Source organism: Ensifer sp. SL37, assembly GCF_026672675.1.
Classification (GTDB): domain Bacteria; phylum Pseudomonadota; class Alphaproteobacteria; order Rhizobiales; family Rhizobiaceae; genus Ensifer; species Ensifer adhaerens.
Genome location: NZ_JAPPRN010000006.1, coordinates 129,017 through 145,438, shown reverse-complemented (window position 1 = coordinate 145,438; position 16,422 = coordinate 129,017). Strand labels below are relative to the sequence as shown.

General features: G+C 62.7%; 14 protein-coding genes and 1 pseudogene. 5 read left to right on the top strand and 10 right to left on the bottom strand.

Features of this window, described 5'->3' with window-relative positions; genetic code table 11:
* Positions 1-39: 39 nt before the first annotated feature.
* From OVA00_RS12815 to OVA00_RS12790, 6 genes are all read right to left on the bottom strand, one after another.
* Positions 40-183, bottom strand: coding sequence for a hypothetical protein (locus OVA00_RS12815; protein ID WP_268089085.1), 144 nt, complete (start codon positions 181-183; stop codon positions 40-42).
* Between the two features lie 40 nt (positions 184-223).
* Complete coding sequence (gene groL, locus OVA00_RS12810; protein ID WP_192437948.1) at positions 224-1,849, bottom strand: chaperonin GroEL; 1,626 nt, start codon at positions 1,847-1,849, stop codon at positions 224-226.
* Between the two features lie 95 nt (positions 1,850-1,944).
* Positions 1,945-2,178, bottom strand: a complete 234-nt coding sequence (locus OVA00_RS12805; protein ID WP_034803790.1) for a hypothetical protein — start codon at positions 2,176-2,178, stop codon at positions 1,945-1,947.
* Positions 2,179-2,312: 134 nt separating this feature from the next.
* Positions 2,313-3,320 (bottom strand): lysophospholipid acyltransferase family protein, encoded by a 1,008-nt coding sequence (locus tag OVA00_RS12800; protein ID WP_162741216.1) that lies wholly within the window; start codon positions 3,318-3,320, stop codon positions 2,313-2,315.
* A complete protein-coding gene (locus tag OVA00_RS12795; protein ID WP_034803788.1) occupies positions 3,307-4,740 on the bottom strand; it encodes a cytochrome P450 in 1,434 nt (477 codons plus the stop codon). The genes OVA00_RS12800 and OVA00_RS12795 overlap by 14 nt, the downstream gene beginning before the upstream one ends.
* A 479-nt stretch (positions 4,741-5,219) precedes the next feature.
* Positions 5,220-6,419, bottom strand: a complete 1,200-nt coding sequence (locus OVA00_RS12790) for a hypothetical protein (protein ID WP_034803785.1) — start codon at positions 6,417-6,419, stop codon at positions 5,220-5,222.
* A 446-nt stretch (positions 6,420-6,865) separates the two neighbouring features.
* On the opposite strand from OVA00_RS12790, the gene parC reads away from it, so the two are divergent.
* Together parC and OVA00_RS12780 are read left to right on the top strand one after the other, a co-directional pair.
* A complete protein-coding gene (gene parC, locus OVA00_RS12785; protein ID WP_112771269.1) occupies positions 6,866-9,142 on the top strand; it encodes a DNA topoisomerase IV subunit A in 2,277 nt (758 codons plus the stop codon).
* 173 nt (positions 9,143-9,315) lie between these two features.
* Positions 9,316-9,609: pseudogene (locus OVA00_RS12780) on the top strand (transcriptional regulator); the annotation flags it as partial.
* Positions 9,610-9,736: 127 nt separating this feature from the next.
* Here OVA00_RS12780 and OVA00_RS12775 read toward each other — a convergent pair.
* From OVA00_RS12775 to hemB, 4 genes are all read right to left on the bottom strand, one after another.
* A complete protein-coding gene (locus OVA00_RS12775) occupies positions 9,737-10,633 on the bottom strand; it encodes a DMT family transporter (protein WP_060522160.1) in 897 nt (298 codons plus the stop codon).
* Positions 10,634-10,636: 3 nt separating this feature from the next.
* On the bottom strand, positions 10,637-11,425 hold the full coding sequence (locus OVA00_RS12770; protein ID WP_034803779.1) for an arginyltransferase: 789 nt from the start codon (positions 11,423-11,425) through the stop codon (positions 10,637-10,639).
* Between the two features lie 187 nt (positions 11,426-11,612).
* Positions 11,613-12,077: an RDD family protein gene (locus tag OVA00_RS12765; protein ID WP_268089082.1), complete on the bottom strand. Its 465-nt coding sequence runs from the start codon at positions 12,075-12,077 to the stop codon at positions 11,613-11,615.
* A gap of 88 nt (positions 12,078-12,165) precedes the next feature.
* Positions 12,166-13,182: a porphobilinogen synthase gene (gene hemB, locus OVA00_RS12760; RefSeq protein WP_268089081.1), complete on the bottom strand. Its 1,017-nt coding sequence runs from the start codon at positions 13,180-13,182 to the stop codon at positions 12,166-12,168.
* Positions 13,183-13,364: 182 nt separating this feature from the next.
* On the opposite strand from hemB, the gene OVA00_RS12755 reads away from it, so the two are divergent.
* From OVA00_RS12755 to OVA00_RS12745, 3 genes are all read left to right on the top strand, one after another.
* On the top strand, positions 13,365-13,802 hold the full coding sequence (locus tag OVA00_RS12755; RefSeq protein ID WP_034803767.1) for a DUF6163 family protein: 438 nt from the start codon (positions 13,365-13,367) through the stop codon (positions 13,800-13,802).
* Positions 13,803-13,932: 130 nt separating this feature from the next.
* Positions 13,933-14,445 (top strand): transcriptional regulator LdtR, encoded by a 513-nt coding sequence (ldtR, locus tag OVA00_RS12750; protein WP_034803764.1) that lies wholly within the window; start codon positions 13,933-13,935, stop codon positions 14,443-14,445.
* A 493-nt stretch (positions 14,446-14,938) separates the two neighbouring features.
* Positions 14,939-16,267, top strand: a complete 1,329-nt coding sequence (locus tag OVA00_RS12745; protein ID WP_034803761.1) for a L,D-transpeptidase family protein — start codon at positions 14,939-14,941, stop codon at positions 16,265-16,267.
* Positions 16,268-16,422 lie beyond the last annotated feature (155 nt).

Genomic DNA, 16,422 nt, shown 5'->3' with positions numbered 1-16,422 from the left:
CTGGAGGCGCGCTTCCGGCAGGGCATAGCGGGCGGAGAGCTACGTGCGGATACCGATGCCGCCGGCCTCGCGCGCTTCGTCGGCGCTATTCTCCAGGGCATGACCGTGCAGGCGCAGGACGGTGCCGGCGAAGCGGACCTCTTGCCGATCGCTGAACTTGCGATCGACGAGGTCGGGCGCCACCGGCAGCCGTCCTGCTAGGCGACCGACCGACTGGCGCGGGTCAGAAATCCATGCCCGGGCCGGGCGGTGGCGTGGGTACGTTCTTCTTCGGTTTTTCGGCGACCATCGCTTCGGTGGTCACAAGCAGGCCGGCGACCGACGCCGCATCCTGCAGCGCCGCCCGCACGACTTTCGCCGGATCGATGACGCCCATGCGGTAGAGATCGCCATATTCACCGGTCTGCGCGTTCCAACCCTGGGCGAAGTCGCTCATCTCCCGAAGTTTGCCGACGATGACCGAGCCTTCGGCGCCGGCGTTTTCGGCGATCTGGCGCACCGGCGCCTCCAGCGCCCGCCGGACGATCTCGACGCCGACGCGTTGGTCGTCATTTTCGGGCTTGAGCCCATCGAGCGCGTGGACGACGCGGAGTAGCGCGACGCCGCCGCCAGGCAGAATGCCTTCCTCCACCGCGGCCCGCGTCGCATGCAGCGCATCGTCGACCCGGTCCTTCTTTTCCTTCACTTCCACTTCCGTCGAGCCGCCCACCCGGATCACCGCGACGCCGCCGGCAAGCTTGGCCAGCCGTTCCTGCAGCTTCTCGCGATCGTAGTCGGAGGTCGTTTCCTCGATCTGCGCCTTGATCTGGCCGACACGCCCGTCGATGTCTGCCTTGGTGCCGGCGCCATCGACGATGGTGGTGTCTTCCTTCTCGACCATCACCCGCTTGGCCCGCCCGAGATTGGCGAGCGTCACGGTTTCAAGCTTGATGCCGAGATCTTCGGAGATGACGGTCCCGCCCGTCAGGATGGCGATGTCCTCGAGCATCGCCTTGCGCCGGTCGCCGAAGCCCGGCGCCTTGACGGCGGCGATCTTCAGCCCGCCGCGCAGCTTGTTGACGACCAGCGTCGCCAGCGCTTCGCCTTCCACATCTTCGGCGATGATCAACAGCGGCCGGCTTGCCTGGATCACTGCTTCGAGAATCGGGATCATCGCCTGCAGGTTGGAAAGCTTCTTTTCGTGAATGAGAATGTAGGGGTCTTCGAATTCAACCCGCATCTTCTCCTGGTCGGTGACGAAATAGGGGGAGAGATAGCCGCGGTCGAATTGCATGCCTTCGACGATCTCCAGCTCTATTTCGGCCGTCTTCGCCTCCTCGACCGTAATCACGCCTTCGTTGCCGACACGCTCCATTGCCTTTGCCAGATAGCTTCCGATTTCGGCGTCGCCGTTGGCCGAGATCGTGCCGACCTGCGCGATCTCCTCATTGTTGGAAATCTTGCGCGCATGGGTCTTCAGTTTTGCGACGATCGCATCGACGGCGAGATCGATGCCGCGTTTCAGATCCATCGGGTTCATGCCGGACGCGATCGCCTTGACACCCTCCTTGACGATGGCCTGTGCGAGCACGGTGGCCGTCGTTGTGCCGTCGCCGGCCACGTCGCTGGTGCGCGACGCGACCTCCCGCAGCATCTGCGCGCCCATGTTCTCGAACTTGTCGTCGAGCTCGATTTCCTTGGCGACCGACACGCCGTCCTTGGTGATGCGCGGCGCGCCGAAGGCGCGTTCGATGACGACGTTGCGTCCCTTCGGGCCGAGCGTGACCTTGACCGCATCGGCGAGAATGTCGACGCCGCGCAACATCCGATCGCGGGCATCGCTACTGAACCTGACTTCCTTGGCAGCCATTGTGGACCTCCCTCAACACGAACATATGGCCTCACGCACCCAGCCGCCCGGAAGGCGGCTTGCAATCGGACGTACCCGGCAACCGGCTTTCGCGACTACAGTCCCAAATTCCGCTCTTCTTCGTTGTCCGGGGTCAAGATATCGATCAGCGCCGCAACGCGGCCGGCCGGCAGATGGCGGCCTTCCCCGATCAGCGCTTCATCGTTGTTGACCCAGGCGATCGCCTCCGCAAGCTCGCCGGCCGTCGCGCCGGTCGCAAGCAGTTCGGCCATCAGCGTCTCGTCAACCGGGCCAAGGATGGCTGTAATGTCCGCCTGCTTCAGTCCCATGGGTTTCTCCTTCCGTTTTATCGGTCAGGAACAGGGATTTCGGTCCTTGGTGGAATAAATAGGCCAGACCCGGCCGGCATCAAGCGCCGATCGCAAAGCCGCGACGTGCAGGCGTTAAAAAGGCGCGAGTAAGCTCACCGCGGCCGTAGCGCGTTATCGAGGAAATACCATTGGTCGAGATGGGCGCGGACGACCGGCTCGATCGTGTCGTTCAGCAGTTGCATGTCATCCAGCAGCCGGGCATTGGGGCGCTCCTCCGCCGGCAAACGTATCGGCGGCAAGGCCGTGCATTCGAAGCGGAAGTCGTCGGTGCGAAGGCCGTACCAGGGGCAGATCGTAGCGCCCGTCATGCGCGCCAGCCGTATGGCGATGGCGATGTTGCCTTCCTGATGCGGCCGGCGGCCGAAGAACGGCCCGCGGATCATACCGCCGAACCCCTCGTCGCAGAAGATGCTGACAACGCCGCCGCCTTTCAGAACCTTCAGTGCCGGCCGGATCCCGTCCATTCCCGGAGGCAGAAACTGCAAGCCAGCCTTGCTGCGCACCCGACCGGCGATCCACGCCTTGGCCCGGCCCTTGGGCGGCACATAGAAGGCATGCGGCTGGAGGCCGAGCTTGCGGAATGCGATCGTGCCCACTTCCCAGTTGCCGAGATGCAGGCCGACGAGAATGACTGGGCCGCGGTTTGCCGCCTCACGGATGGGTGCAAGGCCCTCGGTCTTCAGCCGCTCCGGCCGCTGCTGCAATCGGTTGACGACAGAGAACTCCGTCATCAACCGTCCCTGAGCGCGACAGTTTTCGAGAAACAGTGCCTCGCGTTGCGGGGCGTCAAGGTCCGGCCGCAACTGTTCGATGGTTTCACGGGCGCGGCGGGTTGCCACCTTGTGGAAGCGCGGAACCATGAAGAGACCGAGCGCCGCCCCAAGCCTGGAGCAGGCGTCCATCGGCAGCAGCTTCATGCCGAAATGGGCGGCGATGTTGGCGACGTTCCAGATGTTGTCGGTGATCCAATAGCGCCGGAAGGCCCGCGCCCTGTCGCCACCCGCCAGTGCATCGGCGAGCCGCGGGGCGCTTTCCTCGGCGAAGATCCAGGCCCTGCGCTTACCGATCGGCTGCGCCGCGTGCGGATCATCCGGCGCCATGCGACGGGGCCTCTCGCTTGTGCAAGGTGACCGGCAGGCCATTCTTCGGCCTGAGGGTCAGGCGGCAGATCGGTTCGACCGCGTGGCGCTGGCTCACACGAACCCGGTAGCGCTGCGCGATGATCGCCAGGCACAGGATCGCTTCGGTCAGCCCGAAATGCAGGCCGGGGCAGACGCGCGGTCCGCTGGCAAAGGGGATGAAGCTGTAGGGCGTCGGGCGCCGGCCTTCGGTGAACCGTTCCGGATGGAAGTGGTGTGGATCCTGGAAGAGGCTTTCAGTCCGGTGAAGGAGCCACGGCACGATCAGCACGAGCGAGCCCGGCTCTGCGGCAACGTCGCCGATCATATCCGCCTCACGGGTCTGCCGCGCCAGGATCGGAACCGGTGGATAGAGGCGAAGCGTCTCCTCGATAACTGCCCGGCACCATTCGAGCTGAGGCACGTCGTCGATCGTCGGTGTCCGGTCGCCGCAGACCCTGGCGATTTCGTCGTGAACGGCTTTCTCGACCCAGCCTGCCTTCGAAAGCAGATACCAGGTCCAGGTCAGCGTCGCCGCCGTCGTCTCGTGCCCGGCCATGAAGATGGTCGCGGCCTCGTTGCGCAAGGCGACGAGGTCGAGTTTCAGTTCCGGGTTTCGTTGCTGGCGCCGGATCAGCAGCTCGACCATCGAATTGTGGTCACCGCGTCCGGCAAGGTGATCCTCAACCACCTTGTCGATAGTTGCGTGGATGCGCTTGACCGAACGACGCAGGCTCGGCGTGCGCAGCACCGGCAGGCCGTCGTCAAAGCCGAGGAAGTAACCGATGTTGATGGAATCGACCAGCGACTGGTAGCTGGTGAAGCCCTCGGTCACCGCCGCCGCGCTACCGTCGCCGAGCTGGTTGCCGAAGACGCTGCGCGCGATGATTTCGGCGGTCAACCCCGCCATTTCGTGCAACGCGTTGACCTCGGCGCCATCGGGCATGCGGTTCCAACGCTCGACCAGTTCGCTGGTCGTATTTTCCATGACGGGCCCGAAAGAGGGGACCCGCTTGGCGTGGACGATGTCCGCCACCAGCGGCCGGCGTTGCTTCCAGGTGTCCCCGTCCGAAATAAACAGCCCGTCGCCCAGCAGGAATTCGAGTGCCCGGCGCATCTGCGGGCTCTTGCGCTCGAAGTTTTCATGACGCTTGACGACGACCTGCCGGATCAGGTCGGGCGAGTTGACGACGATGATCTGCCGCCCAAGGATCCGGGTCTGCGAGATCGTTTCGGTATAGTCGCTCGCCCGCCAGATCGATAGGAAATCCGTTCGCGCCTGGAGCAGCAGCCGCAACGGCTTACCGGGCGGGCCCGTATAGTAGTCAGCTCGGACGGGGGCGAATTTCCCCTCCAACAATTCTTCAGTGAAATTTACAGACTGCTGGAGCCAGGCGAGCATTTACGTCCGATCTGCCGTAACGTGGAGACGATATTCGGGCATGTATTTGTATATTTGCACAAAGTCCGAGACGTCCCCTTCGAGGCCTAGATGCTCTCAAGTTCGTTGGAAGTCGGATTCTGAATTGCCTGAGGGTGGCATGCACGATTTCGATGAAAAACGCTATCGCCTTACGGTGAAAATTTCTTGGTGCAAGCAATAGCTCACCGGGAAGAAAAGAGCCCCGCAGCCGATGCGTGCTCCACAAGGGCTTGCAACGTGATCCGACTATGCGGTTCGCAAGTAAGGGCGATGCTTGTTCTTTCACGGGAGGGCGGCGGCGCAGTTTTCGGCCGGCGAAGTCCGTTGAGTGAATGCCGTGGGCCACATGGGAGGCCGGTGCGGCGCCATCAAACCTTGCGCGCCTGTCTCGGCGCGCAAGGTTGGTCGTGATGTCGGCTTCTCCCGGGCTCGGCTGAGGCCGGGAGAGACCTGAACGATTAGTCGTTCGCCGTTACCTTGACGCCGAGCACCGACGGGATGGTGTTCGGCGCGCCCATGGCGGCACCCATGATCATCGGGAACGGAACCGGCTTTTCCGGTGCCGCGCTGATCGTCAGGCTCTTCGGGCCATCGAGATAGGCGTTGACGGCAGCCGACACCTGGTTCTGCAGTTCCGGCACGTTGAGCTGCGCCATCATGATCGGCACCAGGCCCTTCAGCGACTGTGCCATCTGCTCACCGGTCACGCCCTGCTGCGAGCCGGCATAGTCGAGCGCCTTCTTGGTGATCGAGGCGTCGTCGAAGCGGATTTCGGCGCTGTTGAAGGTCAGCTGCTGCATGAGGCCCATCATGGCGAGACCCATGGCCTGGTTGGCCTCTTCCTTGTTCGGATTGGCTTCGGCAGCCTTCATCGCTTCCTGCATCGATTTGACGAAGGCAAGCGTGTAGCCGGAGATGTCGAGAGCGAAGTTCAGCCGGCCGACATTCTTGAAGTCGAGCGCATATTCTTCGAGCGCGACATTGCCGCTTTCGACTTCCCAGCTGCCCTTCATGGTCAGGGCGCCGTCGATAGTGGTGAGGCCGAGCTTTTCGATCGCCTCCTTGGTCTTGGCGTCCTCGACCGACGACAGGTCGGCCTTGATGCCGGAAGCGGTCGCGTCGAAGTCGAAGCCGGCGTCATTTTCCTGGCGCGCGAGGTTGGCTTCGGTGCTTTCGAGCGAGAAGACTTCCTTGCCCTTGGAGCTGACGGCGATCGGGCCGGTGCTGGCGCTTTCATAGAGAATGATGTCGTTGATCGTTCCGCCGGTCGCATTGGCCGGGATCGTCAGGCCGGAGAGCAGGATGTCCTTGACGGAAATGGCGCCTTCGTCCTGGCTGACATTGACGTCGGGGAACGAAACGGTTTCGGCGTAATAGCCGCCGCCTTCGGTCTCCTCGACGCCCTCAAAGGTCAGGTCCCCGATATTCAGGTCCACAGCGTCGCCCGGCTGGCTCGCGACCTTCAGCTTCACGCCGGTCACCGTCACCTTGTCGCCGTCGACTTCGGCCTTGTCATAGGTGATCGAGGTGCCGTTCGCGTTCGTCGCTGCGTCGAGCTTCTTCATCAAATCGGCGCCATCGAGCGCGAAGGCCGGGCCGGTCAGCGTGAGAAGCGCGGCGCTCGCCATCATCAGGCGGATCTTGCGCGTGTGCATCATTTCGAGTTCCTTCGTGAAAATCTTTGATTGTGTAGCTGTTTAAGAAGATAAGGCGTCGCTGATCTGGTTCCCTTGGCGAGGGCGTCAACTGTAGGCGCATGGCAGCATTCGTCTTTGTCGGCGGCGCGCGGCCGCCAGTTCCGTCTGCCAATGCGCGTCCTGCGATCCCCCTTGCAAATCGTCCAAATCAACTCCAGCCGAAGCTATTACGAAACAGGGCGAAATTATATTCGCTTGGGCGAACCGCACATGTTCCTGCTCGGGCATGCTTTCCGGGACGTTACCTGTCGGCAGCCTCCGACGCATAGCGGCGCGACCGTTGCACGAACATTGCGCCGGGGCAAGCGGATCGGTGCGAGAGCCGGTTATTTGGGGCGAGGGGGTTCTCCACAAGCGCAAGCCCTGAAAACCTTGCCGTTCCGGGTTTGTTGCGCTAGCAAGAACCTATGGGACAAAGCCTCAATCCCCCGTCAGGCGGGGACGATCACATTCAGCCGGTTGACCTCAAGGCGGCGCTGGAAGAGCGTTACCTCGCCTATGCCTTGTCGACCATCATGCACCGCGCACTTCCGGACGTCCGAGACGGGCTGAAGCCCGTGCACCGTCGTATCGTGCATGCGATGAGCGAGATGGGGCTGCGCCCCAACTCCTCGTTCAAGAAGTGCGCGCGTATCGTCGGCGACGTGATGGGTAAGTTCCATCCGCACGGCGACGCGTCGATCTATGACGCGCTGGTGCGCCTGTCGCAGGAATTCGCGATCCGCTATCCGCTGGTCGACGGCCAGGGCAACTTCGGCAACATCGACGGCGATAACGCCGCGGCGATGCGTTACACCGAAGCGAAGATGACGGACGTCTGCTCGCTGCTCCTGGAAGGCATCGACCAGGACGCGGTGGATTTCCGCCCGACCTACAACGAGGAAGACCAGGAGCCGACCGTGCTCCCCGGCGCTTTCCCGAACCTGCTCGCAAACGGCGCGACCGGCATCGCCGTCGGCATGGCCACCTCGATCCCGCCGCACAACGCGCATGAACTCTGCGACGCGGCGCTGCATCTCATCCGCCATCCCGACGCGACCGTCGAGGATCTGCTTTACGATCCGGCCAACCCGCAAAAGGGCGGCATCGAAGGGCCCGACTTCCCGACCGGCGGCGTGATCGTCGAAGGCCGGGAAAGCATGGCCGAATCCTACCGCACCGGCCGCGGCGGTTTCCGTGTTCGTGCCCGCTGGGCGCAGGAAGACCTTGGGCGCGGCGGCTACCAGATCGTCGTCACCGAAATCCCCTATCAGGTGCAGAAGTCCCGACTGATCGAAAAGATTGCCGAGCTCCTGGTCGCCCGCAAACTGCCGCTGCTCGAAGACATCCGCGACGAATCGGCCGAAGACATCCGCATCGTCCTCGTGCCGAAGACCCGTTCGGTCGATGCCGGAATCTTGATGGAATCGCTGTTCAAGCTGACCGAGCTCGAAAGCCGCATCCCACTCAACATGAACGTGCTGTCGCTCGGACGCGTGCCGCGCGTCATGGCGCTGAACGAAGTGCTGTCGGAATGGCTGGCGCATCGCCGCGAAGTGCTGCAGCGCCGATCGCGCCACCGGCTGGCCGCGATCGACCGCCGGCTCGAAATCCTCGGCGGCTACCTCGTCGCCTATCTGAACATCGACGAAGTCATTCGCATCATCCGCGAAGAGGATGAGCCGAAGACAGTGATGATGGAGCGATTCTCGCTCACCGATCTCCAGGCCGAGTCGATCCTTAACATGCGCCTGCGCTCCTTGCGCAAGCTCGAGGAATTCGAGATCCGCACCGAGTTCGATGCGCTCTCAAAGGAGAAGGCCGAGATCGAGGCGTTGCTCGCCTCCGACGAAAAGCAATGGCAGACCGTCGCCTGGGAAATCGGCGAAGTCAAAAAGAAGTTTGCCAAGGCGACCGAGATCGGCAAGCGCCGCAGCACCTTTGCCGATGCGCCGGACGCCGACGTAGAGGCGATCCAGCAGGCGATGATCGAGAAGGAACCGATCACCGTCGTCATCTCGGAGAAGGGCTGGATCCGCGCGCTGAAGGGCCACATCTCCGACACGTCGTCGCTCCAGTTCAAGGAGGGTGACGCGCTGAAGGTGGCGTTCCCGGCGCAGACGACCGACAAGATCCTCGTCTTCACGACAGGCGGCAAGGTCTACACGCTCGGCGGCGACAAGCTGCCCGGCGGTCGCGGCCATGGCGAGCCGCTGCGCATCATCGTCGACATGGAGACCGACCAGGACGTCCTGACGGCCTTCGTTCATGACCCGGCGCGCAAGCTCATCGTCGCCTCGGTTGCCGGCAACGGCTTCGTCGTCACCGAAAGCGATATCGTCGCCAATACCCGCAAGGGCAAGCAGGTGATGAACGTCTCGGCCAGCGACGAAGCGAAGCTGGTCGTTCCGGTCAAGGGCGATCACGTGGCCGTCGTCGGCGAAAACCGCAAGCTGGTCGTCTTCCCGCTCGTTCAGATCCCCGAGATGGCACGCGGCAAGGGCGTGCGGCTGCAGCGTTACAAGGATGGCGGCATCTCCGACATTCGCTGCTTCACGATCGCCGACGGTCTCGTCTGGGAAGACAGCGCCGGCCGGGTCTTTACCAAGACCAAGGACGAACTGATCGAATGGCAGGGCGACCGCGCTTCTGCCGGCCGCGTCGTTCCGAAGGGCTTCCCGCGCAGCGGCAAGTTCAGCGGCTGACCGGGATAAGGAGAGCCATGCGGTCGAGAGGCCGCGTGGCTCCTGTTTCGTTTTGGCGCAGTTTGGCGCAATCTCTTAAATCATTGGAAATCCAAATGAAACGCAGGCGCAACTGGCGCTTGTAAGCCGGAAGGCTATAATGGATCACTGCGCGTCCAACAGGGATGACAGCGATGCCGAATGCCACAGCCCTTGATGACGTCCTGCTGGCCCTTGCCCACCCGGTCCGCCGCCGGATGTTCGAGATCCTTTTTGCCGGTGAGGCGCGCGTCGCCGATATTGCCGTAGCCGTCGCGGCAACCCGCGAAGAGCTGGAGACGCACATCGCGCTCCTGGAGGCTGCAGGCCTCGTCACCCGCCTCAAACGGCGCGACGGCGACGCCTTGATCGGCAATCCGGCGCCGTTGAGCGTCGCGGCCACCTGGATCAACACCAACCGCGAACTGTGGGTCATGCGCGTAGAGATGCCCGGCGTCCGCCCGGCTTCGCTGGGACAGCCGCAGGAGCCGCTGCCGGTGCGCGATCGGGGCGTCGACCACAAGCAGCGTCGTCCGCGGCCCAGCGGTCAGCGCGACGACAAGTCTTGAACAAGCGTTACTCGGCGCAGGCAACGGCCGCTCTCAGCGACCGGCTGCGCAACTGCCAAAGCGAATGGCCGATCAGCGCGAAGACGAGAATCGAGCCACCGATCAGCGTCTGCGTTGTCGGCGTTTCAGCGAAGACCATCCAGACCCAGATCGGCGCGAGAATAGTCTCTAGCAGATAGAACATGCCCACTTCCGGGGCTGAGAGATAACGCGGCCCGGTCGCAAGGCAGAAGAAGGCGAGCGGGATCATCACCAGGCCGTTGAAGAGGATGTAGCCGGGGGCGGCGATCGTGAAGCCGCCGGCCGGCAGCATCAGGAGAGCGACGGCCGCCGGGAAGATCGCCGTCACCAGCGGCACCAGCGCCATGTCGCGCTTGCTCGCACGGCTGATCGTAATCGCGCTTGCCAGCAGAAAGGCGGAGGATGCCGCCATGGCGTCGCCGAAGAGGTGCCCGCTTTCCAGTCCGTCCTGGACGATCAGCCCGACGCCGAGCACCATGACCAGCATGGTCACGAGCGTCGCGTTCGATGGTCTCTCTTTCAGAAAGATCCAGGAGAGGATGGCGGCAAACATCGAGGTGAAGGCGAGGATGAAGACCACATTCGCCGTCGAGGTGTTGAAGACGGCGAGCAGGAACGTGCAGGAATTGATTCCGTAGAAGACGCCGACCAAAAGGCCGGTCTTGCCCGGCAGCAGCGAAATCTTCCGGCCGAGCACCCGGTTGAGTACGAACCAGGCGCCGAGCGCGATCACGAAAGTCGACAGGCTGCGCACGGCGAGCAGCGACCAGACGTCGCCGCCGGCGGATCGGATGAGCGGAATGTCGAAGGAGAGGGCAAGGCCGCCGAGGCCGGTGATGGCAAGGCCGCGCCGGTGCATCGCGGCATCGGAAGATGAACTCAATTTCTAACCCGTTTTCGTAGGAGCGGCTTCCAGGGTGGTGTCTCCGCCTTCATAGCGCTCCCAGCCACGGGCCATGAGGTGCTCTTGCGGCAAAAACTTTGTTTTATACCCCATCTTGCGCGAGCCTTTCACCCAGTAGCCGAGATAGACGTGGGGAAGGCCGCGCTCCCGGGCGCGGCGAATGTGATCGAGAATCATGAAGGTGCCGAGCGACCGCTCTTCCTGCGTCGGGTCGAAGAAGGAGTAGACCATCGACAGTCCGTCGCCCATGCGGTCGGTGAGCGCCGCAGCGATCAGCGGCCCGCGTGCCTTCTCGCTGACGCCGTCGCCTTCGACCCTCAGGCGATACTCGATAATCTTGGTGTGCACATGGGTGTCCTCGACCATCATCGCATAGTCGAGCACCGACATGTCCGACATGCCGCCCTTCTGGTGGCGTCGGTCGAGGTATCGGCGGAAGAGGTTGTACTGCTCGCTCGACGGCTCGGCCGGATATTCCGCCGAGATCACGTCGTGATTGGCGGCAAGCACGCGGCGCATGGAACGGGTGGGCTTGAACTCGTTGGCGAGGATGCGCACCGAAATACAGGCGCGGCAGGTCTCGCAAGCCGGGCGATAGGCGATGTTCTGCGAGCGTCGGAAGCCGCCTTGCGTCAGGAGATCATTGAGCTCGGGCGCGCGCTCGCCCACCATGTGGGTGAAAACCTTCCGCTCCATCTCGTTCGGCAGATAAGGGCAGGCTGCCGGCGCAGTCAGATAAAATTGCGGAGACGGTGCGGTCTGTGTGTTCATCGAGTGCGGAGGTCACTCTTCGCGCTGTGGTTCATGACAGTAGCATGGCGCAAGAATGGAAAACGTCAACTCACTCGTTTGCCGCTTCCGCCTGCGCCGGCCGATATTTTAGTGGTGACCACAATAGGTGGCGGCGGTAAGGCGGAAAACACCGCCTTACGCTTTCAGCTCTATGCCTGCGCCGGTTTCAATACATGTCGCGGCGCACCGTGACGGTACCGATCAGCAGGTCGTGCAGCAGGCGGCTGCGGTCGGTGAAAAGGCCGATCAGCAGGATCAGCGGCGTCAGCAGCGCGTTGGCGATCCAGAAGATGACGAGGTGGACGATCGCCGTCAGGAAGTCCATCGGGCGTCCATCAGTTCGAGCGATCGCCAGGCCCATCAAGCGCATACCGGGAGAGGCCTGTTCGCGGCCACCGACCGTCAGTCCGAAATAGAGCATGGCGACGATCGCAAAGAGCGCCGGATAAAGCATGAAGCCGAGGCCGAGCGTCAGGAGGCCGAGGAAGAAGACGACGACCGCCGCGGGGATCCAGAGGAGCGCGATGATCGCGTAATCGAGCAGAAAGGCAAAGACGCGTCGCGACAGCACGCCCTGATAGGCGCGCCAGTCATTGCTCGGCAGCCTCAGTTCTTCGTTGTGCATGGTCATCGGTCAAAAGCCTCGTTTGGTTGCAGCAAGGATATGGGATGGCATTCCCTGCAAAACAAGGATCGGAGCCGGGATCAAGCGGTACGTTTCAGCGGCCTTTGGCGAGAATGCGGGCCACTTCGACCGCGAAGTAGCTGAGGATGCCGTCGCAGCCGGCGCGCTTGAAGGCGAGCAGCGTTTCGAGCATCACCTTCTCGCCATCGATCCAGCCGTTGGCAGCCGCCGCCTTCACCTGCGAATACTCGCCGGACACCTGATAGGCAAAGACCGGCAGGCCGAAGGCTTCCTTCATCCGCCAGCAGATATCGAGATAGGGCAGACCTGGCTTCACCATCAGCATGTCGGCGCCTTCCTCGACGTCGAGGGCTGCGTCGCGGATCGCTTCGGTGCCGTTGGCCGGGTCGATGTAATAGGTCTTCTTGTCGCCCTTCAAAAGGCCGCCGGTGCCGATCGCCTCGCGATAGGGACCGTAGAAGCCGGAGGCGAACTTCGTCGCGTAGGACATGATGCCGACATTCTGGTGGCCGTGAGCGTCGAGTGCCTGGCGGATGGCGCCGATGCGTCCGTCCATCATGTCGGAGGGGGCGATGATATCGGAGCCGGCGTCCGCCTGGGCGATGGCCGCCCTTGCGATCGTCTCGACCGTCTCGTCGTTGACGATCTCGCCATTGCGCAGGATGCCGTCATGGCCGTGGCTGGTGAAGGGGTCGAGCGCGACGTCGGTGATGACGCCGATCTCGGGCACGGCTTTCTTGAAGGCGCGCGTCGCCTGGTTGATCAGGTTGTCGGCGGCAAGACTGTTGGAGCCGGTATCGTCGCGCAGCGACAGGTCGATGTTGGGGAAGGTGGCGATCGCCGGGATGCCGAGATCGGCCGCTTCCTTCACCGCTTCCACGGCCTTGTCGATGCTCATGCGGTTGACGCCCGGCATCGCGTCGATCGGCTGGACGATGTTCTCGCCCGGCACGATGAAGATCGGCCAGATCAGGTCGTCGACGGTCAGGCGGTTTTCCTGCACCAGCCGGCGCGTCCAGTCGGCCTTGCGGTTGCGGCGCATGCGGCGATGGCCGGTGACCCTGTCCACAAGATTTGTCCTGTTGTTCATCGCGCCGCGCCTTTCCCGTGAAAATCGTCGATAGCCAAGCGCTTTATCATGGGCTGGCCGCCATTGGGAACCGCGCGGCCGGCGAACGGGCTGCGGCATTTCTTCTCTTTAAAAGGAGTCATGGGGAGGGGACGGCGCGATGCCGCTGGCGGATGGCAAAGACCCGCCCTATCTTCCCGGCCATGCTTCATGATTCTGCCCATGTGCCGAAACCGTCGCTGACCGAGATCCTCTTCGGTCTCTTTCTGCGTCTGGTCTCCGCTTCATGCATCTGGTTCGCGCTGAACTACTGGGCCATGCTGATCGGGTTTTCCCATGGCGGCGCCGGACGCTTCGATCTCCTGACGCCGGAGTGGCGGGCGGCCGCAACCGCACTCGCCGTCATCTATCCGGTCGCCGCCCTCGGCCTGTGGCTGCTGGTCTCCTGGGGGCCGGTCGTCTGGGTGGTTGCGGCAGCCATCGAGATCGTGATGTACGAGTTCTATCCGGCCAGTTTCGGCGGCCGTCCGCTGCTGGTCGTGCTGCATGCGGCGGTTGCCGTTACCTTCGTTCTTTTCCGCGCGGCGATCTTCTACCAGCGCTGGCGGCTCGCCAGGCAGGTAAGGGTTGATTCACCCTGAGACAGGGTCGCCAAATGGCAAGCTCTTGTTAAGGCTGCGGTTTAAGTAGAATTTTAGACGTATTCGATAGGGTCTCACTCAAGGCGGGAAGACAAACAGACACCGCCAAACAAAACAGTGAGGCAGTCAAATGAACACCAAGATGAAGCCGCAGGCAGTTCAGCCCCGAGACCCCCAGGAAGAAACCATCCGCGGTCTCTATATGGAATCCCTTCACCTCGTCGAGCGTCTGCACCGCCGCCTGCTCGACGTCATCAAGGACGAGTTCGACCGCGAAGGTCGCAGCGACGTCAACGCCGTTCAGGCCCTGTTGCTCTTCAACATCGGCAACTCGGAACTGACCGCCGGCGAACTTCGCTCCCGCGGCTACTACCTCGGCTCGAACGTCTCCTACAACGTCAAGAAGCTCGTCGATCTCGGCCTGATCAACCACCAGCGCTCCCGCGTCGACCGCCGCTCGGTCCGCATTAGCCTGACGGAAGACGGCCAGGAAATCGCCGAAACCGTTGCCAAGCTCTACGAGCGCCACGTCGGCTCGATCCAGAAGGTCGGCGGCATCGGCTCGGACGAGTTCACCCAGATGAATAAGCTCCTGCAGCGCCTCGATCGCTTCTGGAACGACTCGATCATGTATCGCCTGTAATCAGGCCAAAACCTCCAGTTCAAGGGTCGGGCGCAATCCCTGCGTGTCCGACCTTTGCCATTTGCGGCAGCCCGTTCTGTTGCCGAAAAGCTGCACCGCTGCGGCACGCTTTCCTCGCGTTCGCGCGATTTTTCAAACCAAAAACATTAGTAAATCATAATGTTGCCGTTCTCGGTTCGGCTGCAACCCCGTCGCGTCCGGCGAAAGGCAAAAGGCATGCCATGTCGCCGTTCGCTCGCGCCGAGACACGAATTGGCCATATTGCTATGACAGCGACGACGGCATGCGGTAGGTGCGCCCACGTGTTTTCTTGCGTGTGGATTCGTTTCGCGTTTCGCCTGCCGGATGAGGGTCCTCACTCGCGGCATCGTGAAGACATGTGAGGGCAGGGTGGCTCGTTGGTTGACCTTTGTTAACCACGATCGTGTTAGGGCTCCGGCAACGTGCGTGTCAGCGCATAGGGCGCGTGCCGACGCATTGGGATGGTAGGATTATGTCGAAAAAGAATGGAATTGATGCATTCTCGCGCCGCGCCTTCTTGCGCTCGGCAGCGACCTTCGGCGCCGTGGCAGTCGCCGGCGCGGCAAGCGCACAGGACGCCCTGAACGAGATCATCAATTCGCCTCGCCGTGGCTCCTGGGATGACCAGTTTGACGCGAAAGGGGCATCGCGCACCGCGACGACGGTCGTTTCGAACACGCCGGTTTTCGGCCCGGAAACGATCGCCCATGTGCAGCAGGCGATCTTCGACTATCAGAACATCGTGTCCCAGGGCGGCTGGCCGTCGGTCCAGACCAGCGTCAAGCTTGAACTCGGCGTCACCGACCCGTCCGTGCAGCAGCTCCGCCAGCGCCTGATGGTTTCCGGCGACCTGCCGCGTTCGGCCGGCATCTCCTCGTCCTTCGACAGCTACGTCGAAGGCGCGGTCAAGCGCTTTCAGGCCCGCCACGGCCTGCCGGCGGACGGCGTCATCGGCGAATACACGCTGAAGGCGATCAACGTCGACGCCAACACCCGCCTCGGCCAGCTCCAGACCAACCTCGTGCGCCTGCAGTCGATGTCCGGCGACCTCGGCCGCCGCTACGTGATGGTCAACATCCCTGCGGCCTACATCGAAGCGGTCGAGAACGGCCGCGTGGCGCTGCGCCACACGGCGATCGTCGGCAAGATCGACCGCCAGTCGCCGATCCTCAACTCGAAGATTTACGAGGTCATCCTCAACCCCTACTGGACCGCGCCGCGTTCGATCATCCAGAAGGATATCATGCCGCTGATGCGTAAGGATCCGACCTATCTGGCGCGCAACTCGATCCGCCTGTTTGATGGCAGCGGCGGCGAAGTGTCGCCGGAAACCGTCGACTGGAACGCCGAGAAGGCACCGAACCTGATGTTCCGCCAGGACCCGGGCAAGATCAACGCGATGTCGTCGACGAAGATCAACTTCCACAACGAGCATCAGGTCTACATGCACGACACGCCGCAGCAGGGCCTGTTCAACAAGCTGATGCGCTTCGAATCGTCGGGCTGCGTGCGCGTACAGAACGTGCGCGACCTTTCGACCTGGCTTCTGAAGGAAACGCCCGGCTGGTCGCGCCAGCAGATCGAGGCGACCATCAAGACCGGCGTCAACACGCCGATCACGCTCGCCGAGGAAGTCCCTGTTTTCTTCACCTACATCACCGCCTGGTCCGCCAAGGACGGCGTCGTGCAGTTCCGCGACGATATCTATCAGCGCGACGGTGCCACCGAACTGGCGCTGCAGACCCCCTATGGCGTCGAGCAGTCGCCCGGCTCGGTCGACCAGGACGCCTTGCCGCAATAAGCGAATTTGCGACACGGAATTCTTCGAGCCGCGCTTCCCTTGGGAGCGCGGCTTTTTCATGGGTTGAGCGCCGCGATATTTCGGCGCGGCAGATGGGGGAAATGACGCAAACCGCACAGCGGATATTGCTCTCGCCGTGCGAGGAAGCTAAAGAA